The 24,073-nt window shown below is 58.9% G+C and carries 27 protein-coding genes; all 27 read left to right on the top strand.

Annotated features, from left to right (window positions below; all coding sequences use genetic code 11):
• Positions 1 to 5: 5 nt before the first annotated feature.
• The 27 genes from KJY40_RS21330 (at position 6) to KJY40_RS21200 (ending at position 24,059) form a co-directional block, all read left to right on the top strand.
• Positions 6 to 668, top strand: a complete 663-nt coding sequence (locus KJY40_RS21330) for an HK97 family phage prohead protease (RefSeq protein ID WP_230732629.1) — start codon at positions 6 to 8, stop codon at positions 666 to 668.
• Between the two features lie 3 nt (positions 669 to 671).
• Positions 672 to 1,838, top strand: a complete 1,167-nt coding sequence (locus tag KJY40_RS21325; protein WP_230732627.1) for a phage major capsid protein — start codon at positions 672 to 674, stop codon at positions 1,836 to 1,838.
• Between the two features lie 39 nt (positions 1,839 to 1,877).
• Positions 1,878 to 2,153 (top strand): hypothetical protein, encoded by a 276-nt coding sequence (locus tag KJY40_RS21320; RefSeq protein WP_230732624.1) that lies wholly within the window; start codon positions 1,878 to 1,880, stop codon positions 2,151 to 2,153.
• Positions 2,150 to 2,482, top strand: coding sequence for a head-tail connector protein (locus KJY40_RS21315; RefSeq protein WP_230732621.1), 333 nt, complete (start codon positions 2,150 to 2,152; stop codon positions 2,480 to 2,482). The genes KJY40_RS21320 and KJY40_RS21315 overlap by 4 nt, the downstream gene beginning before the upstream one ends.
• Complete coding sequence (locus KJY40_RS21310) at positions 2,479 to 2,817, top strand: phage head closure protein (RefSeq protein WP_230732618.1); 339 nt, start codon at positions 2,479 to 2,481, stop codon at positions 2,815 to 2,817. The genes KJY40_RS21315 and KJY40_RS21310 overlap by 4 nt, the downstream gene beginning before the upstream one ends.
• On the top strand, positions 2,810 to 3,253 hold the full coding sequence (locus tag KJY40_RS21305; RefSeq protein WP_230732616.1) for an HK97-gp10 family putative phage morphogenesis protein: 444 nt from the start codon (positions 2,810 to 2,812) through the stop codon (positions 3,251 to 3,253). The genes KJY40_RS21310 and KJY40_RS21305 overlap by 8 nt, the downstream gene beginning before the upstream one ends.
• Entirely contained in the window at positions 3,253 to 3,618 is a 366-nt protein-coding gene (locus KJY40_RS21300; RefSeq protein ID WP_230732611.1) for a DUF3168 domain-containing protein, read from the top strand. The genes KJY40_RS21305 and KJY40_RS21300 overlap by 1 nt, the downstream gene beginning before the upstream one ends.
• 85 nt (positions 3,619 to 3,703) lie before the next feature.
• Positions 3,704 to 4,444, top strand: coding sequence for a phage tail tube protein (locus KJY40_RS21295; RefSeq protein ID WP_230732608.1), 741 nt, complete (start codon positions 3,704 to 3,706; stop codon positions 4,442 to 4,444).
• Between the two features lie 9 nt (positions 4,445 to 4,453).
• The gene (locus KJY40_RS21290) at positions 4,454 to 4,813 is read left to right on the top strand and encodes a phage tail assembly chaperone family protein, TAC (protein ID WP_230732605.1); all 360 of its coding nucleotides are present in this window, start codon (positions 4,454 to 4,456) and stop codon (positions 4,811 to 4,813) included.
• Positions 4,711 to 5,121, top strand: coding sequence for a phage tail assembly protein T (locus KJY40_RS29890; RefSeq protein ID WP_456107284.1), 411 nt, complete (start codon positions 4,711 to 4,713; stop codon positions 5,119 to 5,121). Before KJY40_RS21290 ends, KJY40_RS29890 begins: the two co-directional genes overlap by 103 nt.
• A 42-nt stretch (positions 5,122 to 5,163) precedes the next feature.
• Entirely contained in the window at positions 5,164 to 8,022 is a 2,859-nt protein-coding gene (locus KJY40_RS21280) for a phage tail tape measure protein (protein WP_230732599.1), read from the top strand.
• Complete coding sequence (locus KJY40_RS21275; protein ID WP_230732596.1) at positions 8,009 to 8,350, top strand: phage tail protein; 342 nt, start codon at positions 8,009 to 8,011, stop codon at positions 8,348 to 8,350. The genes KJY40_RS21280 and KJY40_RS21275 overlap by 14 nt, the downstream gene beginning before the upstream one ends.
• An 8-nt stretch (positions 8,351 to 8,358) precedes the next feature.
• Positions 8,359 to 9,519 (top strand): hypothetical protein, encoded by a 1,161-nt coding sequence (locus KJY40_RS21270; RefSeq protein ID WP_230732593.1) that lies wholly within the window; start codon positions 8,359 to 8,361, stop codon positions 9,517 to 9,519.
• Complete coding sequence (locus tag KJY40_RS21265) at positions 9,519 to 9,878, top strand: hypothetical protein (RefSeq protein ID WP_230732590.1); 360 nt, start codon at positions 9,519 to 9,521, stop codon at positions 9,876 to 9,878. The genes KJY40_RS21270 and KJY40_RS21265 overlap by 1 nt, the downstream gene beginning before the upstream one ends.
• Complete coding sequence (locus KJY40_RS21260; protein WP_321576977.1) at positions 9,875 to 10,150, top strand: tail fiber assembly protein; 276 nt, start codon at positions 9,875 to 9,877, stop codon at positions 10,148 to 10,150. Before KJY40_RS21265 ends, KJY40_RS21260 begins: the two co-directional genes overlap by 4 nt.
• Before the next feature lie 52 nt (positions 10,151 to 10,202).
• Entirely contained in the window at positions 10,203 to 10,904 is a 702-nt protein-coding gene (locus KJY40_RS21255; RefSeq protein WP_230732587.1) for a phage minor tail protein L, read from the top strand.
• A 2-nt stretch (positions 10,905 to 10,906) separates the two neighbouring features.
• A complete protein-coding gene (locus KJY40_RS21250; protein WP_230732584.1) occupies positions 10,907 to 11,674 on the top strand; it encodes a C40 family peptidase in 768 nt (255 codons plus the stop codon).
• Positions 11,675 to 11,704: 30 nt separating this feature from the next.
• Positions 11,705 to 12,109: a hypothetical protein gene (locus KJY40_RS21245; RefSeq protein ID WP_230732582.1), complete on the top strand. Its 405-nt coding sequence runs from the start codon at positions 11,705 to 11,707 to the stop codon at positions 12,107 to 12,109.
• Positions 12,110 to 12,160: 51 nt separating this feature from the next.
• Positions 12,161 to 12,757, top strand: coding sequence for a tail assembly protein (locus tag KJY40_RS21240; RefSeq protein WP_230737740.1), 597 nt, complete (start codon positions 12,161 to 12,163; stop codon positions 12,755 to 12,757).
• A gap of 70 nt (positions 12,758 to 12,827) precedes the next feature.
• Entirely contained in the window at positions 12,828 to 15,968 is a 3,141-nt protein-coding gene (locus tag KJY40_RS21235; RefSeq protein ID WP_230732579.1) for a host specificity protein J, read from the top strand.
• 8 nt (positions 15,969 to 15,976) lie between these two features.
• Positions 15,977 to 16,282, top strand: a complete 306-nt coding sequence (locus KJY40_RS21230) for a hypothetical protein (protein ID WP_230737738.1) — start codon at positions 15,977 to 15,979, stop codon at positions 16,280 to 16,282.
• Positions 16,282 to 16,962 carry a hypothetical protein gene (locus KJY40_RS21225; protein ID WP_230732576.1) on the top strand — a complete coding sequence of 227 codons (681 nt, stop codon included), beginning with the start codon at positions 16,282 to 16,284 and terminating at the stop codon, positions 16,960 to 16,962. Before KJY40_RS21230 ends, KJY40_RS21225 begins: the two co-directional genes overlap by 1 nt.
• A gap of 57 nt (positions 16,963 to 17,019) precedes the next feature.
• Positions 17,020 to 17,445: a cell wall hydrolase gene (locus KJY40_RS21220; RefSeq protein WP_230732575.1), complete on the top strand. Its 426-nt coding sequence runs from the start codon at positions 17,020 to 17,022 to the stop codon at positions 17,443 to 17,445.
• Complete coding sequence (locus tag KJY40_RS21215; protein ID WP_230732573.1) at positions 17,442 to 17,852, top strand: DUF6527 family protein; 411 nt, start codon at positions 17,442 to 17,444, stop codon at positions 17,850 to 17,852. Before KJY40_RS21220 ends, KJY40_RS21215 begins: the two co-directional genes overlap by 4 nt.
• Complete coding sequence (locus KJY40_RS21210) at positions 17,843 to 18,364, top strand: lysis system i-spanin subunit Rz (protein WP_230732571.1); 522 nt, start codon at positions 17,843 to 17,845, stop codon at positions 18,362 to 18,364. Before KJY40_RS21215 ends, KJY40_RS21210 begins: the two co-directional genes overlap by 10 nt.
• A 96-nt stretch (positions 18,365 to 18,460) precedes the next feature.
• Entirely contained in the window at positions 18,461 to 18,817 is a 357-nt protein-coding gene (locus KJY40_RS21205; protein ID WP_230732569.1) for a hypothetical protein, read from the top strand.
• Between the two features lie 409 nt (positions 18,818 to 19,226).
• The gene (locus tag KJY40_RS21200; RefSeq protein ID WP_230732568.1) at positions 19,227 to 24,059 is read left to right on the top strand and encodes an NEL-type E3 ubiquitin ligase domain-containing protein; all 4,833 of its coding nucleotides are present in this window, start codon (positions 19,227 to 19,229) and stop codon (positions 24,057 to 24,059) included.
• Positions 24,060 to 24,073 lie beyond the last annotated feature (14 nt).

The raw sequence follows: 24,073 nt of genomic DNA, 5'->3' as shown, positions 1-24,073 counted from the left end.
AACCAATGTCCAATATTCAAAAGACCTTGGCCTTCGATCAGGTCGAGATCAAGTTCGACTCCGCAGGAAAGACCGGCACGTTCGAGGGCTATGCCAGTGTGTTTGGCGTGGTCGACAGTGACGGCGACATCATCCTGCCGGGAGCCTTCAAAAAGGCGCTGGCTACCCAGAGCCGACAGGTCGGCATGTTCTTCAATCACCGAACCTGGGAGCTTCCGGTCGGTAAGTGGCTGAACCTTGAAGAAGACAGCAAAGGGCTGCTCACCCGAGGCGAACTGACACCGGGTCTGTCGGTGTCGACTGATCTACGGGCCGCTATGGAACACAAAACGGTCGAAGGAATGTCGGTCGGGTTCACCGTCTTCAAAGACGATTTCGATCTGATCGACACCGGTCGCGCCTTCAAGAATGTGCAGGCTCTTCGCGAAATCAGCATCTGCACCTTTCCTGCCAATGAGCAGGCGACCATCGAATCCATGAAAAGCCTGGAATCGATCACCACCATTCGCGACGTCGAGCATTGGCTGAGGGATTCGGCCGGTCTTTCGAAGTCGCAAGCACTGGGCCTCATTGCCCGGTTCAAGTCCGCAGTTCGGAGCGATTCCGAAGGTGGCGAAATTAACGCGCTCATCGAGCGCATCAAGTCCTTCCCATCTGTAGGAAACTGAACCATGTCCGAATTGGCCCAAATCCAAAAGGCAATCGAAGACGCGCAGAAGAACATGACCGAACTGTTCGATGCGCAAAAGAAAGAGATCACCAGCACCGGTGAAATCAGCAAAAAACTGCAGGGTGATCTGCAAACCGTTCAGGAAGAACTGAAAACCGCAGGTACTCGCCTGTTTGACCTGGAATCGAAGCTGGCTGGTGGCGGTCTGGATAATCCGGAAGCCAAGAAATCGTTCGCCGAACGTGCTGCCGAAGATCTGAAGAAGAACTGGAACGGTTCAACTTCTGGCAAGGTCGACGTCAAGAGCTTCAGCAAGGCGCTCGGCTCCGGCAGCACCTCGGCAGGCGCACTGGTTCAACCACAGCAGAACCCGGGTATTCTGATGCCGGGCCTGCGTCGCCTGACCATCCGCGACTTGCTTGCTCAGGGGCGGACCTCTTCGAACGCCATCGAGTACGTGCGCGAAAACGTGTTCACCAACAGCGCAGCGCCGGTAGCCGAGGGCGCGCTGAAGCCAGAATCGCAACTGACCTTCACCAAGGAAACTGCAAACGTCAAAACCATTGCCCACTGGATCCAGGCTTCGCGCCAGATCATGGACGATGCGCCGATGCTCGAGTCCTACGTGAATGGCCGTTTGCTGTTTGGCCTGGATCTGGTTGAAGAAGGTCAACTGCTCAATGGCGACGGTACCGGCGACAACCTGATCGGCTTGAACAAGGTTGCGACCGCTTACGACACCGCTCTCAACGCCACCGGTGACACCCGTGCCGATCAAATCGCGCACGCCATCTTCCAGACCAGCGAATCTGAGTTCGAGGCTTCCGGCCTGATCCTCAATCCGCGCGACTGGCATGCCATCGCACTGCTGAAAGATGCTGATGGGCGTTACATCTTCGGTGGCCCAGCGGCTTTCGCGGCCAAGGTGATGTGGGGTCTGCCAGTGGTTGCGACCAAGGCACAAGCCCAAGGCACTTTCACCGTGGGCGGCTTCGACCTGGCTTCGCAGATCTGGGATCGGATGGATGCAACCATCGAGATCAGCAACCAGGACCGCGACAACTTCGTGAAAAACATGCTGACCATCCTCTGCGAGGAGCGTCTAGCGGTAACCCATTATCGTCCGACCGCGATCATCAAGGGCGCCTTCACCGTACCAACCCCATAACCACAGGGCCGGGGCAGGAAACTGCCCCGGAGGATTGCTATGACCATGATTCGAGCGTTACGGCAGTTTTCGCACTATCACGCCGGTAATTTTGACCAATTCGAAGTGCGCGATGTGAAGGATGAATGGGCCGAAGCATTGATCGGTATGGACTTGGCAGAAGAGGTTGACGCCAGTCCAATCCTGGAGCCAGAGCCAGAGCCAGAGCCAGAGCCAGAGCCAGAGCCAGAGCCAGAGCCAGAGCCAAAGCCAGAGCCAGAGCCAGAGCCAGAGCCAACAACTGAACCCACCAAGAAGTCAGGCGCTAAAAAATGACCATTGCCGTTTCCGATCTGCTTTCAATTGAGCTGATGCGGAAGCACCTGCGCGTTGATTTCGAGGACGAGGATGACCTGATCACGCTCTACGCGGAATCTGCGTTGGCTTGGGCGCTCTGGTATTGCGACAACGACAAGCTCGTTGAGGTCGGTGATTTTCCTGCCTCTTTCAAGTCCGCGTTGCTGTTGCTCCTTGGGCATTCGTTCGCGAATCGTGAGGCGGTAGAGATCGGCGCCAAGGGCGAAAAGCTGCCTCTTGGGGTTGAGTCTTTGTTGTGGTCGTCCCGCAACTTCTCAGGCCCTGAACCAGTCGAGACAACGCCATGAGAGCAGGTCGCTTGCGGCATCGAATCGATTTTCAGGAAAAGGCCCTGGTACAGGACCCGAGCAATGGGGAAATGATCCCGGGCTGGCGCCCTGTCCGTCAGAAGGTGCCGGCCGATTTTGAACCGTTAAGTTCAAAGGATCTTTTTGCGGCCCAAGCTGCGCAATCCCAAGCCACCTGCAGGTTTGTGATTCGCCATTGGCCCGGTCTGCTGCCAACCATGCGGATCGTTCATCGCGGGAAGGTTTACAGCATCGAAGGCGAGCCTCTGCCTGATAGGGAATCCGGTTTGGAATACCTCACGATCCTGACCAAGACGGGAGTGAACGATGGGTGACTATGTCCGGTTCAATCTCAAGGGCGCAGACGAGTTGTCCGCCAGGTTCAAAGGATTGACCGAGGAAATACGTCGCAAGGTGGTGTTGCCGGCGGCAAAGGACGCCATGGACATCGTTCTGCTCGATGCGAAAGACCGCGCAGCGCGGATCGATGACCCGGAAACCGCGAATTTCATCCCGGCGAACCTGGCCATGATCGAGCGCAAGGCGATCGGCGAGGAAGTCGGCGCCGTGGTCATCTCTGTGGGCGTGCGCATGCGCAAGCGAGGTCAGAAGGGCGGTAACACGTTCTACTGGTGGTGGGTTGAACTGGGCACCGAGAAGAACCGGGCAAAACCGTTTCTTCGACCGGCCCTGGCCAACAACCGCGAGGCGCTGTTCAAGGAATTCCTCAGCTCGGCGAAGTACCAGCTGATCAAGTTGGGGGTGAACTGATGACTGCACCCATTTTCACGGTGTGCGCCGCCGCGCCGGCGGTCACTGCGCTGCTCGGCACCAACCCGACGCGGCTTTACCCGCACGGCGAAGCGCCGGAGGGAACAGCCAAACCGTACGCCGTGTGGCAAGTCGTCAGCGGCTCGCCGATCAACTACGTCAACGGCGTGCCGGATACCGATCGCTACGGCCTGCAGGTTGATGTGTACGCCGATACGGCGTCCACAGCAGCGTCTGTTGTGACGACGATGCGCAACGCGATCGCGCAGCACGCGTACATCACCGGTTTTGGCGTCGACGCCAAGGACAAGGACACGCACAACTACCGCAAAGGCTTCGACGTCGCCTGGCTTGTGAGCCAGTAGGCGGAACCTGAAAGAACGACCCACTTCGGTGGGTTTTTTTATGCCCGCTCACAAGTGATTTCGAAGGAAATCGGGGAGTACCAAATTGACCATCAAGACCCAAGGCACGGACCTCTATGCCATCGACCCAGCCAACAACACCCTGTTGGTGGTTGGCTGCTTCACCTCCCTGGACGGGATCGACACCAGCATCGCGCAGATCGAAACGACCTGCATGAACTCCAGTGCACGGGAGTATGAGGCCGGTCTGGCTGAGCCAGGCTCTGCGTCGTTCGGCCTGAACATCGACCCGCAGTCGCCGGCGCACGTTCGCCTGCACCAACTGAAGACCGCCGGAACCAAGCTGCTGTGGGCGATCGGCTGGTCTGACGGCCGCGTAATGGGCAGCAATGGCGATCTGACGGGTATTCCGCCAACCATCAGCCAGCCGGGCTCGGTGACAGCGCTTGCGGTCACCAACCCTGGCAGCGGCTATACCACGGCCCCGACTGTCGCGCTGACTGGCGGTGGCGGTACCGGTGCAACTGCAACCGCAACTGTTTCTGGTGGCGAAGTGACCGGCCTGACCATTACCAACCCGGGCAGCGGTTACACCACCGCACCCACCGTGGCATTCACCGGCGGCGCTGGTACTGGTGCGGCGGCAACCGCGGTGATCGACGCTGGCGTCGACTTCAACCTGCCAACCACGCGTACCTGGATCACCTTCGAAGGCTACATGAACAGCTTCCCGTTCAGTTTCGCGCTGAACGACGTTGTGAAGTCCACCGTCGGCATCCAGGTGTCCGGCGATCCGGTGTTCGTTCCGAAAGTCATCACTCCATAAGGAAGCCCCATGGATCTCAGCATCAAAGCACTGACGGCGGCCGGCGCATTCGTCGCGCCGCCGGTGAAGAAGGACATCACCTGGCACGCCGGTGGCAAAGTTCAGAAGGCCTCGATCTACGTTCGGCAGGAGTCGTTCGTTGAGCTGACCGAAGGCTGGAAGAACGAAGGGCAGGGTGCCGATCGGCTGGCGGCCCGTATCGCCTCCAACATCCTGAAGAAGGACGGCACGCCGGTATTCACTGTCGAGGACGTTCTCGGTTCCGAATCGTCCGGACACGGCCCGCTGTCGGCCGAGCTGACCATTGTGCTGCTCAACGCCATTTCCGAAGCCAACGGCGCGGTGAAGGAAGACCAGCCAAAAAAATAGGGCCCGCCGAAGAGTTCTGGCATGAGCTGGCGCTCAATGGCATCGGCGGGCGCACGGTCGCCGAAGCGCAGGCCAACCTCAGCTACAACGAGGCGCTTTCGTGGATGGCGTATGTCGAGCAAAACGGCACGCTGAATCTGGGCCTGAAGATCGAGCGGGGTTTTGCCCTGCTCGCCACCATTCTCAACAACCTGCACGGCGGTAAGGCCGCGTTCGACGACTTTTTGCCGAAGCGGGGCGAGGTGGTGGAAGAGGCGGAAGCCTCTGCGCAGGATCTGTTCAGGCTGCTGCAGTCGGTCAAGAGGTGATTTATGGCGGTTGATTCACTTGGCCAACTGACGGTCGATCTGGTGGCCAACACCGGCGGCTTTGAGAAGGGCATGGACCGTGCCCAGCGTGCGCTGAAGTCGGCCACCAAGGAAGCGGCCTATCAGGCTGGCCAGCTCGACAAACTGGTCGGCCAGATTGACCCGGTGATCGGGGCCTATGGCCGCCTCGACAAAATGGAAGAACAGCTGCGCAAACACCGTGCGGCTGGGCGGCTCGACAATGCCGATTTCACCCTGTACCTCAACAAGCTGAAGGAACAGCGGGATGCAGTCGAGAAGGTCGACCGCGTCATGGCCAAGAACGGCCAGACTGCCAAGCAGTACGCAAACAACCTGCGCGGTGTGCCGGCTCAGTTCACCGACATAGCCGTGTCGTTGCAGGCCGGTCAGAACCCGCTGACTGTTTTCCTCCAGCAGGGTGGCCAGCTCAAGGACATGTTCGGCGGCGTGGTGCCGGCGGCTAAGGCCTTGGGTGGCTACGTGCTGGGGCTGGTGAACCCGTTTACGGTCGCGGCGGCAGCGGCGGCAGTGTTGGCCCTGGCTTACAAGCAGGGTTCAGACGAAGCCACAGCGTTCAATACCTCGCTGGCGATGACGGGCAATACGGCCGGTACCACTGCCAATGGGCTGGCGTCGATGGCGCGTCAGGTTTCGGGTGTGAGTGGCACTGTCGGCAAGGCGTCCGAGGTACTGGCGCAGCTGGCGGCGACTACCCGTATTCCGGTAGCGGCTTTCGAGTCCATCGCCGAGGCCGCGATCAAGTACGAATCGGCGACTGGGATTGCGGCCAGTAAAACGGTCGAGAACTTCGAGAAGATCGCCAAGGACCCGGTCGCGGAGATTCTGAAACTCAACGAGTCGATGAACTTCCTGACGGCGACCACGTACGAAAACATCAAGTCTTTGCAGGAGCAGGGCAGGACTCAGGAAGCGGCCGCGTTGGCGACCGCCACCTATGAGGACGGTCTGAATCGGACATCCACTTCCATCAAGCAGAACCTCGGCTACCTCGAGGCGAGCTGGGGTGCAGTCAAGAGCGCCGCCAAGGGCGCGTGGGATGCAGCGCTGAACGTTGGGCGAGAAGAAACCCTCGACCAGCAGATCGCCAAACTCGACGAGCAGCTGAACGCGATCGCTGAGAACGCGGCCTCGCGCAACAAGCGGAACGCCAGGGGAAAACCGGCGGATCCGTTCGGCAATCTGACACCCGATGACAGCTTCCGCACGGAAGCGCTCGAGCGGGAGAAAACCGAAAAGCTGCTGCTCAAGGCTGAGCAGGATCGTCGCGCTTCCGCCAAAGGGTACGCCCAGCAGCAACAGCAGGCGGCGCTGGATGACCAGCTCAAGCTGGACAAGCTCCGCAAGGAAACCGAGAGCAATTCGGTAAAGCGTGAGCGTGAACTGGCTGATTATCGGTTGCTGGTGGAGCGTCGGGTTACCCAGGCCAAAGCCAAAGGTGACAACTCGCTGCTGATCTCCGCTGATCAGCAGGCGAAAGATATCGCCGCCATCAACGAGAAATACAAGGATCCGAAAACCGCCAAGACGCCGAAGTATCAGGAGAACGCCGGCATCAAGGCGCTCGACCAGGCGAAACAGCAGTATGCGGTGCTTCAGCAGCAGAGCGCGCTGATCGGCGATCAATCCGCGGCGAGTCAGACCCTTGGCACGAACGCGAAAAAACTGGTCGAGTGGGAGCAGCAGCTCGCCGATATCAAGAGCAAGAAAACCCTCACCGCCGAACAACAGTCACTGCTGGCCAACCAGGAACTGATCACCGCCCAGCTCAAACGCAACGCCGCGCTCGAAACCGAGAACACGCTGCGTGAGAAGGGGCTGGAAACCCGCCGCAAGTTGGCGGCGTTCGATGAGAACCTGAAAAGCCAGCTGTCCAGCGCCAAGCAGGGCCTCGACAACAACCTGGCCGGGATCGGCTTGGGCGACGAACAGCGCAAGCGCTTGCAGGAGCAGCGCGCCATTCAGCAGTCCTATCAGTCGCAAATGGACAAGCTGACCTCCGACTACAACAAGAGCAACAAGGACCAGTTCAGCACCGAGCTGTACGACAAGGAAACCCAGTCCCTACGGTCGGCGCTCGACCAGCGCCTGGCCATGCAGACGAAGTACTACGAGGACGAAGACGCGGCCCGCAGCGATTGGCAGTTGGGTGCGTCGTCCGCGTTCGACAACTACCTCAATCAGGCCCGGGATGTTGCTGGCCAGGCGAAGTCGGCCTTCACGTCGCTGTATGACGGGCTGACCGATGCCGCAGTCGATTGGGCGTTTGGTGCGGATCAGAGCTTTGGTGATGTCGCCAAGAGCTTTGCACGCATGATCGCGAAGATGGCCTTGCAGTCGGCCGCCTCGAATGTTTTTTCCAGCATTGCTGGGAGCGCGCTCGGCGCGGCTTTCGGCGGGGGCGGTGGTGCCGCTGCGTCTGCTGGTAGCACTGCCGCCGGCTACTCGTCTGATGTCCTGTCGAAATGGCAAGGCTTCGATGAGGGTGGCTACACCGGCCCGGGCGGCAAATTCGAACCAGCCGGCATCGTGCACGGTGGCGAGGTGGTCATCCGCAAGGAAGTGGTAGATCAGCCTGGCATGAAGGAATACCTGACTCGGCTGAACAAGCGCGGCTACGCCGATGGCGGTTACGTCGGGCTTTCTGGCAGTTCAGGTGGTTCGTCTTCAGCGGCTGGGCCAAGTCAGGTGCTCATTCAACAGACCATAACTGTTCCCGAGGGCGGCGGCGACTCCGCTCGCGATTCTCGTGCGGTGGCGCAAGCCTACGCAGATGCTGCTCGGCGCGGAGCTCAACAGGAAATCACCCAGGCGCTCAAGCCTGGCGGTCAGATCTGGGAGAAATTGAATGGCCGAACCTGAGGTTTTTACCTGGTGCCCAATGGTCGACGCGGTCGGAACGGAAACCGACCGGGTCAGAACAGCGCAGTTCGGCGACGGCTACAGCCAGGCGGTGGGGGACGGGATCAACACCCGAGTGGGTACGTATCCCGTCACCTTTACCGGAAAGCGCGAGATGATCGTGGCGGTCAAGGCCTTTCTTGATCGGCACGGTGGCCACAAGTCGTTTCTGTGGACGCCGCCGCTCGGTGAACCTTCGTTGTTTCGGGCGCCGGAACGAACGATATCGCCCAAAGGGGCGGATGTTTTCACGCTTACCACCACCTTCAACCAAGTCTTTGCGCCCTGAGGTAACCCATGGCACTTGCACAAATCAATCTGGGTGCGTTGCCGAACGATGGCACGGGCGATCCGCTGCGGGATGGTGGCGCAAAGATCAATGCGAACTTTGCCGAGCTGGATGACCGAACGCTGAACGCCAACCTTCAGGCGCTATCTGGCCTGATAGGAGCGGCAAATCGACTGCCTTACTTCACGGGCGCCGGAGCATTATCGCTGACGATCCTGACAGCCCTGGGCCGTCAGTTGATCGCGTCTTCGGCGCCCGCTGACGGTCGCAGCATTCTCGGACTTGGCAGCGCGGCTACGGTGGGCTTGGGTGTTGCCGGTGGCGCCGCTTCGCTGGGTGCTGACGGGAAGCTGGTGCCCGAGCAGACGCCGGACATGTCGATCAACAACGTCTATCCGGTGAACAGCCAGGCGGCCATGTTGGCGCTTCCGGCTAATCGCGGCGATATCGCGATCCGAACGGATGAACAGAACAAGCCGTACATTCTCACGACGTTGCCACCGACCACGCTGGCGAACTGGACGGTCATCGGCCAGTCGCTTTCTGCGGCGCTGGCAGCAATCTCAGGCCTGACGCCGGCGGCTGATCGACTGGCGTACTACACCGGCTCAAATACGGCTGATCTCACGCCGCTAACCGCCTTTGCACGAACCATTCTTGATGATGCGAATGCTGGTGCTGTCCTGACCACGCTGGGCGTCAGTGCGTACATTCAGACGCTGCTCGATGACGCAAACGCGGCGGCTGCGCGCGCGACGCTCGGCCTCGGGTCTGCTGCTGTTGCCAATATTCTGGGCACCGTCAGCCAAACGGGGGGCGTTCCAACCGGTGCGATTGTCGAAGCGGGCTCGAGCGCAAACGGGCAGTACACGAAGTTTGCGGACGGCACCATGATTTGCCGGCTGCTGGTCACTGGCCTTTCGATTGCGATGAACCAGGGTTATGCCAGCGGCACGGTGGGCACGGTCAACTGGGCGTTCCCGGCAGCATTCGTCAGCACGCCTTCGCACATTTCGGTCGGCGTGAGGGGCGCGGGAAAGTTCACCACCAGCTCGCCGGCGGATGCATCGTCAGCCACATTGGGTTCGTTTCTGGTCTTCGACCCGGCAGGTGGTACTTACACAGGGTCATTCAACTGCTTCTTTCTCGCTATCGGTCGGTGGTTCTGATGAAAATTAATCTCTCGCCGGTCAGTGTGAACGGCCAAGGATTCCCGCCACCTCTGGCACTGGAAAAGCGCGGCAATGGACTGGTTATCAACGGCGAGGTATTCGACTTCTCGCCGATGCGGGACGGCGATGTGTTGCCCCTTGCCGCCGTCAGTTCGTACTGGTTCATGAACGACATTTTTTGTTCAGCGGGAGAAATCGAGCTGACACTGATGTTGCCGCTGCCGACCAATTACAGCCAGGAACAGGCATTCCCCGACCCGGTGATTGTCATCGAGGACGGCCCGATTCCGCTGCCTCAGCCATTGCCGGAAGGGGAAGTACTGACCGCTCCGACGGTGGAGGGTTCTCAGGCATGAACATTGATTGGATTCAACTGATCACCAAGGCCATGCGCGACAAGGCCGAGGCTGACCGGGTACTGGCGGCAATCGTTGCCGAGAACATTCGGCGCCGGACGGTCGCGGATAAGGCCATTGCTCCATTGCAGGACGCAGTGGACATTGATGACGCTACGGATGCCGAGGTTGCGCTGCTGAAAGAGTGGAAGAAGTACCGGATAGCACTGAATCGGCAACCTGAAGAACCTGGCTACCCGAATACCATCACCTGGCCAACTCCGCCGAACTGACGCAATCACCACACCCGCCATCGAGCGGGTATTTTTTTTGCCTGGAGAACGCATGGCGCTGAATGCTGAAATTCAGACCCTTGAGCCTGGCTCGATGGTCACTCTCTACGAGCTGGACGCCACACCCATCGGCGGCGAGTTGTATCGATTCCACGCAGACACCCGCTCGGCCTCGATCTGGTGGCAGGGCAACGAATATTCGCCGTGGCCCATCGAGGCGGAAGGGTTCGAAATGACCGGTCAAGGCCAGCAACCAAGTCCAACCCTGAGCGTGGGCAACGTTGACGGCTTCATCACTGCACTGGTGATCTACTTCGACGATCTGGTGGGCGCCAAGCTGACGCGCCATCGAACGCTGACCCGGTACTTGGACGCCGTGAACTTTCCCGGCGGAAATCCGGAGGCCGACCCCGATGAAGAGTTTCCGCCGGACATCTGGTACGTCGAGCGCAAGGTCGCTGAAGACAACGTGACCATCCAGTTTGAGATGGCCAGCGCGCTGGACTTCAACAACGTGCAATTGCCACGGGGCCAGATCGTGGCCAACGTCTGCCGATGGCTATCTATCGGCGGTTACCGGGGGCCGTACTGCGGTTACAACGGGCCGCCAGTCGCAAACGAGTTCGACATAATCACTTCGGACGCAGCGCGCGACAAATGCGGTGGCCGCCTGACCAGTTGCAAGCTGCGCTTCGGCGCTAACAACCCATTGCCATATGGCTCCTATCCGGCCGCCGGCCTCATCAGGGCTTGACCATGAACAAGACAATCCGCGCCGCCATCGAGCGGCACGCGCTGGACGAGTACCCGCGAGAGTGCTGCGGCCTGGTGATCCGCGAGAACCGCCGGCAGGTCTACGTGCCTTGCCGCAATACCGCGACCACCCCGAGCGAACACTTCCGGCTGGCGCCGGAGGACTACGCCGCTGCCGAGGATCGCGGCGCCGTGCTGGCGGTGGTGCACAGTCACCCGGATTACCCGGCCACGCCGAGCGAGGCCGACAGGGTGGCGTGCGAGGCATCCGGCCTGCCATGGCACATCGTCGAAGTGCGCAAGGACGATGACCAGCAGTTGGTCGTCGGTGAGCTGACGACCACTGTGCCTGAAGGCTACCAGGCGCCGCTGGTGGGCCGCCCGTTTCACCACGGAGTTCTCGACTGCCTGACGCTGGTGCAGGACTTCTACCAGCGCGAAATGGGCATCCAGCTCCCGCAGTACGAGCGCGAGGACGACTGGTGGAACAAGGGCCAGAACCTTTATCTCGACCTGTACGAGGGGGCCGGTTTCTATCAGGTCAACGACCTGCGCCATGGTGACCTGATCCTGATGCAGATCCGTTCACCGGTACCGAACCACGGCGCGGTCTATCTGGCTGACGGCATCCTCAAGAGCGAGCCAGAGCACTATCCGGCGCCCGGATCGATCCTGCACCACATGTACGGCCGTGATAGTCGGCGCGATGTGTACGGCGGCCAGTGGGCGGAATACACCCGCATGGTGCTGCGTCACCGCGACGCCAAGTGATACAGTCCTGACTTTTCAAGGAGGGATTCCATGAGACGCTTACTGATTGCCGCTCTCGCTGGCGCTGTGCTCGCCGGATGCTCGACTTCGCCGATATCCGCAGACAAAGCAGACCCGGTACCGCGTGATCGACTGTTCGCATTTGGTGAAAGAACCAATTCGCAGTTGGTGGTTACCAGAGATAGCGGCATGTTCGGTGCTGGATGCAACTCAAGGTTCTACATCGACGGAAAGCTGGCAGCAGAATTTGCATCAGGGGAAGTTGCCCGCTTCGGGCTTCAGCCGGGCACACGAGTGATTGGCGTTAAGCCGAGTGCCGCCTGCGGCGGAGGTGCGCTTGTTGAGCGTGAAGTTTCGGTTGCAGCGGGAGAAACTGTGAGGCGAAGAATCTCAATTTCGCCTGGTGGGTTGGATATCTCACCAACCGCATATTGATCATTAAGCCCGCTCAAGCGGGCTTTTTTACGTCTGGAGATCAGCATGGCAATGGCCGCTGGACAGGAAAAAATGCAAACCGTTCTGCTTTCAGGCTCGCTCGCTCGGCTTTTCGGTCGATCCCATAGGATGGTGACAACTGGGGGGATGCGCGATGTGATCGGCTATCTGAAACAGTTGCCTGGCTTTGAGAGGTACATGAATGAAAGCAGTAAAAATGGATTGAAATTCACCATTTTCAACGGTCGCCGCACGATCTCCCAAGAACAGCTGGGCGATCCAACTGGTGGGCAGGTTATCCGCATCGTTCCCGTTATTGCGGGAAGCAAGCGAGCTGGCGCTCTGCAAACAATTGTAGGAGTGGCATTGATTGCGCTCGGATATTTCACATTCGGCACAACAAGCACAATCGGTGCCGCGATGATCAGCGGCGGTATAGGGATCGCGGCTGGCGGCGTTGTTCAGTTGCTTAGCCCGCAGACCAAAGGCTTGGCCTCCCAAGACGGCCCCAACAACAAAGCCAGCTACAGCTTCAACGGACCGGTCAACACCAGCGCCCAGGGCAACCCCGTCCCGGTGCTGTACGGCGAAATGATCGTTGGCAGCGCGGTGATCAGCGCTGGTATCTACGCCGAAGACCAGCAGTAACGCTCGACCCCAAACCACACCGAATACCTGCACCGCCTTCTGGCGGTTTTTTTTCGCCTGGAGAAAGTGCATGACCGAAGTGACCGAGCTGATTCCGCGCGAATCAATGACCCAGCTGTTCGATCAGATCATCGCGGGCGCTAAAGGCGGCGAGAGCAAGCCAAAGCCCGCTGTCGAGGCACCGGACAGCCTGCAAAGTATCGCCTACGCGAACATCCTGGACTTAGTCAGCGAGGGCGAGGTTTACGGCCTTGTCGACGGTCTTCGCTCGATCACCCTCGACGAAACACCGCTCCAAAACGCTGACGGCGCAATCAACTTCCCAGGGGTGGAGGTTGAATCCCGCAATGGCACCCAAGACCAGACCTACATCCCTGGATTTCCGGCGGTAGACAGCGAAATTGCCGTGGGCGTGGAACTGCGTTTCGGCACCCCGTGGGTGCGGGCAGTCAACAACCTGGAGCTGTCGGCGGTGCGGATCCGCATCTCGACGCCGCGCTTGCAGTCTCAGGACACCAGCAACGGCAACACCAACGGCTACCGCGTGGCCTATGCGCTCGACGTTTCCACTGACGGTGGCGCTTATCAGGAAGTCATCAGTACCGCCTTCGACGGCAAGACCACCACAAAATACGAGCGGACACACCGGATCAATCTGCCACCGGCTACCACCGGCTGGTCCGTGCGCGTGCGCCGGCTGACCCCCAATGCGACCACCTCGAACATTCTCGACACCACCAACATTGACGCCATTACCGAGGTGATCGACGCCAAGCTGCGTTACCCGAACAGCGCCATGGTGGGCCTGAAGTTTGATGCGAGTCAGTTTTCCAGCATCCCGACGCGTTCTTATCACATGCGCGGCAGGATCATTCGGGTACCAAGCAACTACAACCCGGACACCCGGACCTATATCGGCGTGTGGGATGGCACTTTCAAGCCGGCCTACAGCAACAACCCGGCATGGATCTATTACGACATGCTGATGAACGATCGGTTTGGCCTCGGCCACTTGCTGAATGCATTACAGGTCGACCGGTGGGAGCTGTACCGGATCGGGCAGTTCTGCGATCAGCTGGTGCCGGACGGGAAGGGCGCCCAAGAGCCTCGATTCACCTGCAATGTCTATCTGCAGGGGCGTGCCGATGCACTGAAGGTGATGCAGGATCTGGCCGGCGTATTCCGGGGCATGAGCTATTGGGGCGCGGGCCAGGTGCTGGCCGTGGCCGACATGCCGGAAGACCCGGTATACACCTACACCAATGCCAACGTGATCGAAGGCAAGTTCGGCTACAGCGGCACTACTCGTAAGGCCCGATTCAACGTTGCGCTGGTGAGCTGGAACGACCCGACCGACTTCTACCGGGCCAAGGTTGAATACGTCGACGACCGCGACGGCATCGTCCGGTACGGTGTGCAGCAGACAGAAATCAGTGCCTTCGGCTGTTCCAGCCAAGGACAAGCGCAGCGAATGGGCAAGTGGGCGCTGCTCAGTGCAAAACTGGAAACCGAGACTGTCACGTTCAGTACCGGCCTTGACGGCGCGATCGCGCGCCCTGGCCAAATCATTCGCATTGCCGACGCTTCCCGCGCTGGTCGCCGGATTGGTGGACGGATTCGTACAGCTGACCGGACTTCGGTGGTGCTGGATGCCGGCGTCGAGATTTACCCGGGCGACCAACTGACCATCATCCTGCCGAGCGGAAAATCGCAGACTCGCAGGGTGAAGTTCGCTACCGGCATGCTGACCTTCGACAGTGCAGCTCTTCGGTTTGACTCCACCACGATCCGTTGGGACCAGACCGGTTTCGCGCAGGATGTGCAAGAGGTGGAGGTTACCCAGGCGTTCGATGTGGCACCGATTCCCCAGTCGATCTGGGCGATTGAAAGCCCGACCCTTGCCGCGCAGACGTTCCGGGTGCTGAACGTCGCTGAGCGCTTCACTGACACCTCAATCGCGTACGAGATCAGCGCGGTAAAGCATGTTCCCGGCAAGTACGACAACATCGACAACGGCACGAAGATTGATGCGCCGCCGATCACGGTCATTCCGCCGAGCGTGCAGGCGCCGGTAACGGATATCACCTTGGCCACGCGCTTTCTGATCGATCAGGGCCGGGCTGTCACGGTTATGACGATCGGCTGGGCGCCGTCGCCGACTGCGATCGCCTACGAGGTGGAATGGCGCAAGAACTCGGGCGACTGGGTTTATGCAGGCCGCACCGGCACCTCTGCGATAGAGGTCAACGGTATCTATGCGGGGCGTTACGTGGCGCGTGTTCGTGCGATCAACGCCGTGGATATCGGCAGCGTCTGGGCATACAGCACCGAAGTGCAACTGGACGGCAAGACAACTCCGCCACCGGTTGTCACCTTCCTCAATGCTGAATCTCAGATATTCGCCATTCGCCTCAAGTGGGGATTCCCTGCGGATCTCAGCGCTGCTGACGTTCAGCGTACGGAAGTGATGTACGGGCTGACCAACGATTTCAGCCAGGCAACGAAGCTGGGCGACTATGCCTATCCACAGTCCGACATGGTGCTGATGAACCTGTCGGCCGGTGCGAGCTTCTTTTTCTGGGCTCGATTGGTCGATCGCAGCGGCAACGTTGGCGCCTGGACTGGTCCGGTCAATGGGCAGTCGAGCATGGATGCAACGGTGATCCTCGAGTACCTGTCGGGGAAAATCACCGAATCTCAGCTTGGCCAGTTCCTACTGGAGAAGATCAACACTGGCGCGGCTGCGGCGGTCGAGGTGCAGCAGATCGTCAACGAATTGGCCGCAATGTACGCGATCAAGACTCAGCTCACCGTGGACGGTCGCACCTACATTGCCGGGATTGGCGTTGGCGTCGAGAACAACGACGGGATTATCGAATCGCAGGTTCTGGTGGCCGCGAGCCGATTCGCCGTACTCGATCCGAACGTCGCCGGTCGTATCGTTGCGCCGTTCGTGATCCAAGGTGGCCAAGTGCTGATCAATGACGCGGTGATCGGCACCGGACGAATCACGAACGCCATGATTGGAAACTTCATCCAGTCCAACGACTACGTGGCTGGGCAGACCGGCTGGCGCCTTGATAAAAGCGGAGTCTTCGAGATCAACGGCACGATCGCTGGACAGGGGCGCCTGACCATCACCAACCGCGCCATCAAGGTTTTCGACGGAAACAACGTCAAGCGCGTGCAGCTCGGAGACCTGACAGCATGAGTTTTGGAATGCGGATCTGGGGGGGTGACGGCGCGCTTCAGCTCGATGAGAACTCTTTCACGATCCGCGTCGTACTCAGCACGCTTGTGACGTTCACGCTTGCGAAGGGAAGCCAAGACTTTTCGGTACCGGGCGTTGGACCCGGTAACGGATCGGCTGTTGTCATTCCTCTTGGAACCTACACCGACCAGCAAATGCAGTTCGAAATAGAGCTTCTGGACAACGTTGCTCGCGTTTACAACTACACGCGTGGGTACGCAGCTAGCACAGTTGCAAGCGGGACAATGCGCCTGATCGTCATGAGGTACAGCTGATGGCATACGGGCTTGAGTTCAAAAACAACAGCGACGTGGTGATCATCGACTCTGAATTTGCCAGGTTGATGGTGATCTCAAGCGGTAGGTATTCGCCGACTGAAGAAGCGGGCATGGGTTCAACGACCTATTTTTCTCGCCCTGTGACCTCGCAAGAGCCTCCGCTGGTGTTCGTTCGACCCGACACGGTCGCTGGAGTCGCTGGCATAAGCAAAGTGAGGTTGATCGGCTCTGAGGGCAACTGGATCGGCTTTTATGTCAGAACGTACAGCAACGCTACGGCGCCGCCGAATGGTCGATATTTTGTCGGGGCATTTGCGGCGCAGGAGGTAGCCGAGTATGGGATGCGCTTATGGGATGGATTTGGGAAGTTGCTGTTCGATTCGGGAACGCCAAGCGCCAGCTTCACTCGGTCTTTTCAGGGGTGGACGTACATCAAATCAGACCTGACTGATCAGGGGCTTTACCGGAACTATTATTCTGTTCCGTTCGACTTCCCCCAAAATGAATACATGCTGATCAATACATTTGGCATGAATATGACTTCGGGGGGAGTGATCCCAAGGCAGCTCTACTGTACTTGGGATTTCACCACTAACACGCTATACGCCGTCACTGTTGCGGCCAACAACCCCTTCAATTTCTTCCTTCCTGCGGTCTTCGCAAAAATGAATAGCTGAGCCGCGAAACTGCCGACGCCCGCCATCGCGCGGGCATTTTTTTGCCTGGAGAAAAGTATGACTGTCACCGAAAAAGACCGCGATGTACTCGCTCGAACCATCTGGGGCGAGGCTCGCGGTGAGAGTGCCGGCGGCCGCGTGGCCGTTGCCTGGACGATTCGGAATCGCGTGCTCGACGGAAAAACCAGCTCGTGGTGGGGGGAGGGCTACGCCGGCGTGTGCCAGAAGCCCTACCAGTTCAGTTGCTGGAACAAGAACGATCCAAATTTTCCATACCTCAGCGGCGCCATGGAAATCCCGTTCCGCGAGCTGGCTCAGTGCCGGATCGTCGCCGACCAGGTGATTGACGGGAAAGTGCAGGATCCCACCAGCGGTGCCACGCACTACTACGCACTTGCCATGAAGACGCCACCGGCCTGGGCTGCGAAAGCCAAGCAGACCTTGAAGCTGGGTGGTCACGTCTTCTTCAAGGATGTGCCATGACTATCAAAACGATTGGGCGATGCCTTGGCCAGGCCGAAGACGGTTCGGTCTGGTTCTTCTGTCCTGGCTGTGGCGGTCCGCACAGCATCAAGGTAAATAGCCCCAATACGCCCGGACCTAACTGGGGTTACAACGGCAATCCAGATGCTCCGACGTTCACCCCTTCCGTGCTGGCTCGGACCACCGGCGCGCCTGAAGGTCGCAGTGTCATGACCACAGATGAAGAGCGGGAATACGACGCCATTTACGCATCCGGCGGGCGCGAGGCAGTCTATGCCAGTCGCTTCGGGAAGGTGTGTCACTCGTTCGTCACTGATGGGCGGATTCAGTTCTTGGGCGACTGCACCCATGGGCTGGCAGGCCGGACCGTGAATTTGCCGAGTTGGGAGGAGGAGTTATGCCGGTGATTCCGTGGAGATTGATCGGCGCGCTTGTGCTGGTGCTGATCGGCGCCGGCAGCGCCTGGCAGTTCCAGGACTGGCGCTATGGGGGACAGTTGGCACAGCAGGCCCGCCTGCACACCGAAACCCTCAACCAGCTGACGATGGCAGCGGCCACCGCGCAGCAGGTCGAGCAGGACAAGCGTCTGGCCCTGGAACAACGACTCACGGCCAGTGAACAAACCCATTACCGAGCACTGAGCGATGCCCAACGTAATCAGGATCGCCTGCGCGATCGTCTTGCCACTGCTGATCTGCGCCTGTCAGTCCTCATCGACGCAGGCGACGCTGCCCAAGGCTGCGGTGTGCCAGCCACCTCCGGCGCCGGCGGCGTGGATCATGCAGCCGTACGAGCCCGACTTGACCCGGCGCATGCTCAACGAATTGTCGCCATTACCGATGAAGGTGACCGGGGACTAATTGCATTGCAGGCGTGCCAGGCCTACATCCGGGCGCTTGATACGTCGCGTGCTCCATGAGAGCCCAGCCTCCCTTCTTTGGTATGGGTGGCAGAAAGCCACTCGATCAAATACATTCAGCATTCCAACAAACACGTCTAAGACATGGAAGCTGAAATGAAACTGAAAGTTGATTTCGTACACGGTCATGGGGATGCAAAAGAGGAGCGAGTTGTATTAAGCGTTCTTGAAGACTGCAACTTAAATAGATACATGGTTTGCGATGCGACTTACACAAGCGATGGAAAAATCTCCAACAAGAACCGGCATTCAAAATGGTTCGTCAATAAAGAGGTAAAGAAAGGAGAGCGGATTTCTTTGCATACGAGAGTAGGGGAGGACAATGATGAAAGACAAGGCGGGACGCTGTGGCATCACATTTACTGGAACTTCAAAAGTCCAATTTGGAATGACGATGGTGACGCAGCAGTTTTGGTAGAAATCTCAGATTGGGAAACTACTCGCTCTCGGTGATTCTCGTACCACTTTTTGTACCAATTCAGCGTTTTTGAGGGGGATTTAGGGGGTTAAGTGCCCCCTGAAGCCCTTTAAAACCCCCAGACCAAAAACGCCAGCTAATCCGCACATAAAGTCCTTACCGGTTTTTCCGTTGGGGAGGGTGTCGCTGAACCGCGCCGAAATGGCCGGTACCCAGAAACTGACCCGAGGCTGAAGTGGTAGTTTTAGAACGATGAGTTATAAGCGAGAGGAAGCGCCCCGTGATTCATTGGCATTCGGTCAATGGTCACGGGTGGTAGATAGATATTGGAAACATACGGATTGCTGCTGGTTTACCGGGGTGAACAGGTAGTTTTTCGCGTTTTTCAATCGGCTTCAGGATCGCTAGGGTGGAGGCACTCAATTGCAATAAAGGACTATTGCCATGTCGACATCGCTGACGCCTGCTACACCGAAAACCTTGACGGAACAACAGAAACTGACCTTTTTGCTGGAGGCCACGGGCGATCTCGATACCGCTAAGGCCTTGCAGAAAAACCTCCCCCCTGCATTGCTGAAAGCCAGAGCCGACACGCTGGCGACGCTGGATAGCGTCACTCGGAATCTGCACGTCACTCAGGCGCAAGTCGAGACACGGCTGAGCCGGCTGCAACCCCTGAACAGTTTTTGCGCCACCCTGTTGAACCGCGCACTGACGGCTCGATGGTCAGCGGTATTCGATGTCGAGAAGGACCATCTGCAATTGCCGGGAAGTTACTGCGGATGCGAACCCGTACTCCCTCCCGGCGGTGGAACGCCAATCACGCCACCCGCCACTCCGACGCTGCTGGAAGCCGCAATGCAGAACTTCACGGAAGACGAGGCGCAGCCCGATTATTTTCCCGAGGGCAGTGTGGTGCGGATCACCAGCATGCCCGAAGGTGTTCCCGGTCTGACACCGGCAGCATTCGCCGGGTTATGCCGCGAACTGGATCTGGGACTGCGATACCAGCAGCACTTCCAGCAGGTGTTCGGTGTAAAGGACGTTGGTGGAAAACGGGTGGCCACCGGTCCCATGATCCTCGACATCAGCGCCATGAAAAAACAGTTGCTGGAACTGGACATGCATCTGGCGCTGATCAGGGAGCACATCACGCAGGAGAGTTTCGACACCCTTCAACGGATGATTGATGCCGGTGGTGTCGCCAACGCCAACAGCCTGCACCGCCAGGGCCGACCGCTGATCATGCAAGGCATTGAGTTACTCGATAGTTGCATCTGGGGTGTCGTGGTTTTTTCCAAGGAGTCGGTCGAATCTAACCCGGATCAATGGTGCCTGGTGTACATGCCCGGCGAACCGGACCAACCCCTGTACGAGTTCCCCAGTTTCACGGCGTTCATGACCTACCTTGAGTTCAAGCTGGGCGTGGCCAGTTACCGCAGCTACTTCACCCATTGCATCGGCGAAGTCGACAAGGTCGATTTCTTCAGGACGTTCGCTGACACCCGCAGCCTGGGACACGTCAAACAACTGGAGATGACCGATCCGCTGTTCGACTTCATGCTCAAGAGCCACATCGGAAAGTTGCAGCTCGATGCGCGCGCACTCGCGGTGCCTACCGCCGATGTGGATGAAGAGGAGCGCAAGACACGTCTGATTCGATACCTTGAGATCGGCATGACCGTTGCCAACGTGGCCGGTTTTGTTGTGCCGGTTTTGGGGCAGTTGATGATGGGTGTCGCGGTGGGGCAAATGCTCGCGCAAGTGTATGAAGGTGTCGAGGACTGGAGTCGGGGTGACCGTCAGGAAGCATTTTCGCATCTGCTCAGTGTCGCCGAAAACATCGTACTGATGGCTGCAGTGGGTGCGGGGATCAAGGGGGTGAAATCCCTGGTGATCAAGACAGCTCGCAAACATCCGGATTTCTTCCAGCCATTCGCCGCGATTCTCAACCGCAATGGTGAAGCCCGGTTATGGAAACCGGAGCTGCGCGGCTATGAGCAGCATTTACCTCTGGCAGAGGTCGAGCCCGACGCAGCAGGATTTTACCGGATCGACGGCAAGGTCTTCGTCTGTGTCGACCACCGTTTCTACGAAGTGGCGCTGGAGCCGGCAACGAACGTTTGGCGTGTCCATCATCCTGCACGTGCCGATGCGTATGCCCCTGCACTGGAAGCCAACAACCAGGGAGGCTGGCGTCACGCTTTCGAACAGACGGAGCAGTGGTCCGGGGCCTATACGCTGAAACGTATTGATCCGAGCCTGGCGGTCATGGAGGACAGTCGTCTGGAGTGGGGCAGGCAACTGACGGACACTCCTGTCGATGATCTGTATCGTCTGTTCGAGAACAACCTGCCACTACCCGCCCGTTTGCGTGACACGCTCGACCGTTTCGGGCTCGAGCGTCGATTGTGTGACTTCATTGTCTCGATGGAGGCGGGTAACGCGAACGACTCCCTCCATGCCGAAGAGCAGTTGCATGCGTTACCCCGTCTCGCGAACTGGCCGGCCGATCGCTACATCAAGGTCGTTGATGAACAGGGCCGTATCAGCGCGACCTTTCCTCCCGGCTCGGTTGACGATGACACCGTGAGCGTCATTGTGAACCACGCGCAACTGGACAAGGGCGAATTGTTGCAGACGGTCATCGACGGCCTGTACCCCAAGGAAGTGGAGGCACTGGTCGGCACGGACATTGCCCCGGCCGACGCCGGCGTGCAACTGGCCAAAGTGATCGGGGCCGCGGTCAAGGCGGATCGCAGGTCGACGTTCGAACACCTCTATCAGCAATTTGATCGGGATGTCGCCGGTGAATTGCTCAAGGTGCGAAGCGCTTCTCCCGGCCTGCCTGTGCGGTATGCGCGCGAGTTGCTCAAGCGAACGCCAAGCGTCGAACGGATACACCTGCGCACCACCGGGCGGGTGCCCATGGGATTGGCACAGCGGGCGCGTCAGGCCGCGAGTGATGTGCGTGTGGATCGGGCGTTGACGGGGTTTTACCTGGCCGGCATCGCCAACGCCGATACCGGCAAGCTGGCGATCCGGTTGTTGCCGAGGCTCAGTGGATGGGATCCGGAGTTCTATCTGGAACTGCGTGCGAAAAAGCTGAACGGTGAGCTGTTGGAAACGCTGGGCGAGAAACCGCTCGTGACGTCGAGTTCATGCACCCTGGTCAGGCTCGACAGTGGTTACGAAGTGTTCGGCAGCGACAGGAAGTCGCTCGGCCAGGTGATGTCCGGGCCGGAAGATCTCTATCACGCGATCCTCAAAGGTCTTTCGGTGCAGCAGCGCAAGGCCATCGGGTTTGCCGAACCGAAGCCGGACGATGGTTGGCGTCTGCGCCTCAAACTGCTGAATACCGGGCTGGACGAGCGTGAGGGCTGTGCCCGGTTGTTGGCGGGCGGCCAGTTGCAGGTATTGATCTCCGAGCCCCTGTGTACGCTGGCTGATTCGCCAGTCGAGCCGGCAACGCATTCGCGTCGTTTACTGCGCAAGGTGAAAAGACTCTACCCCTTGTTTTCTGATGCACAGGCCAGTGAGTTTCTGGACGGGTTGGGCAGCGACCCTCTGACCCGGGCGATTCGGGTCCGGCAGTTGCAGGAGGATCTGAGCAGGCTGCGCGAAGTGCTGGATGCCTGGAGTGAAGATGAAGCGGCCATGAAAGCTTTGGGCGGCGTGTTGACTGAAGTACATGATTGCCGGCAAATCGTGGCGTTCGAAATCGAGGATTGCTTTCGGCGACTGATTTTTGCACCCGGTGAGTTTCAGCACCCGTTCTACGGGCTGGTACTGGATGGCATGCGTTGCGGCAAACTGCCGGTCCTGCCTGTGGGACTGTCTTTCGATCATGTCAGGCATCTGTCCCTGCGAAACATGCACCTGGACAACGATGTCGCCTATTTCCTCAAAGCTTTCAGGCAAGTCGAATTTCTGGACCTTGATCGCAACAGGCTCACCTTGTTGCCGGAGGTGATCTCCAGCATGCCGAACCTCAGACAATTGAGCGTGGCGAGCAATCGGGTTCAAATGACGGAGTATTCCCTGAAGAAGTTGTCTCATATGCGCACTCTGCAGAGTCTGAACCTGAGCGACAACCCGTTGGGGGCAACGCTGGACGTCAGCAATCTGTTTGAACTGGTTGACCTGTCTGTGCGCAATACGCGTACCACGGAGTTGCCCAAAGGGCTGGAGCGCTTGCCGAATCTGGATCGGGTGGATCTGCGTGACAATGACATTCGCGATTTGCCGGATTGGCTGTTCGAAACGCCCAGAGGCTTCAGTGAAACGATCAATCTGCGCAACAATCCGATTTCGGATCCCAGTAGCGCTCAACTGGACAATTACCGCAAGAAGGTCGGCGTCGGCATGGGGTATCTGGAAAACGATATCGCGCGACTGGACGAGTATCAGGCGCGCTCGATCTGGCTGACCGAAACGGGAGGGACGGTCGGAGCTGCACATCTGCAGATATGGACCGCGATCAAGGATGACCCGATGTCGGAAGGTCTGTTTCACTTGCTGGCGGAGCTGGGCAACACCGCCGATTCCGCACATGTACGCGAGGATGTGTCACGACGGGTCTGGGCCGTTCTGGAAGCCACACAGGCCGATGCCGAACTGCGGGAACAGATTTTCGATCTGGCGGCCAACCCGATAAATTGTACGGATAACGCAGCAGTGAACTTCAGCCACCTGGAGGTCGCGGTGCATGTCCATCGCGTGACCCGTACATCCGGCGGACGACAGCCTTCAGCCACTTCGTTGATCAAGCTGGCGAGAGGGCTGTTCCGGCTTGAGCAAGTGGATCTGATCGCCGCCGAACACGCAGTGGATCAAGGCCCGATCGATCCACTGGAAGTGACCCTGGCCTATCGTACAGGGCTGGCTCAGGCGTTCGACCTGCCGGGGCAGCCCTCGCATATGCGTTTTGCGGCTCTGGCAGGTGTGACGGGGGACGATCTGGTGGCGGCTATCGATCGAGTCCAGAGCGCTGAACTTTCGCCTGAATGGCTGAAGTTTCTGGTCCGACAATCCTTCTGGAGCGATTACGTGAAAAACAGTTTTGCGCAACAGTTCGCTGAAGCCCGCGTACCTCACCATGAGGAAATCCAGGCACTGTTCGACAGGGCTGAAGAACTCAGTTCCGTGGATTACCTGAACGAAATGAACCGGTGCGCCGCCAGACTGGAGCAATCGGAGCATGCCTTGCTCGGACGATTGACCGAGCAGGTATTGGGGCTGATCGAACGGGGATCCTGCGTGTTGCCGGGTGCTTGATCCCAGATCGGTCG

The organism is Pseudomonas fitomaticsae, from assembly GCF_021018765.1.
In the GTDB taxonomy this organism is placed as follows: domain Bacteria; phylum Pseudomonadota; class Gammaproteobacteria; order Pseudomonadales; family Pseudomonadaceae; genus Aquipseudomonas; species Aquipseudomonas fitomaticsae.
Note: the sequence above shows the minus strand (reverse complement) of the source record. Positions and strands in the feature narration are given on the sequence as shown.

Coding starts and splice junctions, on each gene's coding strand:
- KJY40_RS21290 (WP_230732605.1), top strand. CDS start 4,454: ATGGATCTCAGCATCAAAGCACTGACGGCGGCCGGCGCATTCGTCGCG.
- KJY40_RS21275 (WP_230732596.1), top strand. CDS start 8,009: ATGGCCGAACCTGAGGTTTTTACCTGGTGCCCAATGGTCGACGCGGTC.
- KJY40_RS21270 (WP_230732593.1), top strand. CDS start 8,359: ATGGCACTTGCACAAATCAATCTGGGTGCGTTGCCGAACGATGGCACG.
- KJY40_RS21315 (WP_230732621.1), top strand. CDS start 2,150: ATGACCATTGCCGTTTCCGATCTGCTTTCAATTGAGCTGATGCGGAAG.
- KJY40_RS21210 (WP_230732571.1), top strand. CDS start 17,843: ATGCCGGTGATTCCGTGGAGATTGATCGGCGCGCTTGTGCTGGTGCTG.
- KJY40_RS21200 (WP_230732568.1), top strand. CDS start 19,227: ATGTCGACATCGCTGACGCCTGCTACACCGAAAACCTTGACGGAACAA.
- KJY40_RS21255 (WP_230732587.1), top strand. CDS start 10,203: ATGGCGCTGAATGCTGAAATTCAGACCCTTGAGCCTGGCTCGATGGTC.
- KJY40_RS21260 (WP_321576977.1), top strand. CDS start 9,875: ATGAACATTGATTGGATTCAACTGATCACCAAGGCCATGCGCGACAAG.
- KJY40_RS21300 (WP_230732611.1), top strand. CDS start 3,253: ATGACTGCACCCATTTTCACGGTGTGCGCCGCCGCGCCGGCGGTCACT.
- KJY40_RS21265 (WP_230732590.1), top strand. CDS start 9,519: ATGAAAATTAATCTCTCGCCGGTCAGTGTGAACGGCCAAGGATTCCCG.
- KJY40_RS21230 (WP_230737738.1), top strand. CDS start 15,977: ATGCGGATCTGGGGGGGTGACGGCGCGCTTCAGCTCGATGAGAACTCT.
- KJY40_RS21325 (WP_230732627.1), top strand. CDS start 672: ATGTCCGAATTGGCCCAAATCCAAAAGGCAATCGAAGACGCGCAGAAG.
- KJY40_RS21220 (WP_230732575.1), top strand. CDS start 17,020: ATGACTGTCACCGAAAAAGACCGCGATGTACTCGCTCGAACCATCTGG.
- KJY40_RS21215 (WP_230732573.1), top strand. CDS start 17,442: ATGACTATCAAAACGATTGGGCGATGCCTTGGCCAGGCCGAAGACGGT.
- KJY40_RS21235 (WP_230732579.1), top strand. CDS start 12,828: ATGACCGAAGTGACCGAGCTGATTCCGCGCGAATCAATGACCCAGCTG.
- KJY40_RS21330 (WP_230732629.1), top strand. CDS start 6: ATGTCCAATATTCAAAAGACCTTGGCCTTCGATCAGGTCGAGATCAAG.
- KJY40_RS21205 (WP_230732569.1), top strand. CDS start 18,461: ATGAAACTGAAAGTTGATTTCGTACACGGTCATGGGGATGCAAAAGAG.
- KJY40_RS21310 (WP_230732618.1), top strand. CDS start 2,479: ATGAGAGCAGGTCGCTTGCGGCATCGAATCGATTTTCAGGAAAAGGCC.
- KJY40_RS21225 (WP_230732576.1), top strand. CDS start 16,282: ATGGCATACGGGCTTGAGTTCAAAAACAACAGCGACGTGGTGATCATC.
- KJY40_RS21250 (WP_230732584.1), top strand. CDS start 10,907: ATGAACAAGACAATCCGCGCCGCCATCGAGCGGCACGCGCTGGACGAG.
- KJY40_RS21320 (WP_230732624.1), top strand. CDS start 1,878: ATGACCATGATTCGAGCGTTACGGCAGTTTTCGCACTATCACGCCGGT.
- KJY40_RS21240 (WP_230737740.1), top strand. CDS start 12,161: ATGGCCGCTGGACAGGAAAAAATGCAAACCGTTCTGCTTTCAGGCTCG.
- KJY40_RS21245 (WP_230732582.1), top strand. CDS start 11,705: ATGAGACGCTTACTGATTGCCGCTCTCGCTGGCGCTGTGCTCGCCGGA.
- KJY40_RS21305 (WP_230732616.1), top strand. CDS start 2,810: ATGGGTGACTATGTCCGGTTCAATCTCAAGGGCGCAGACGAGTTGTCC.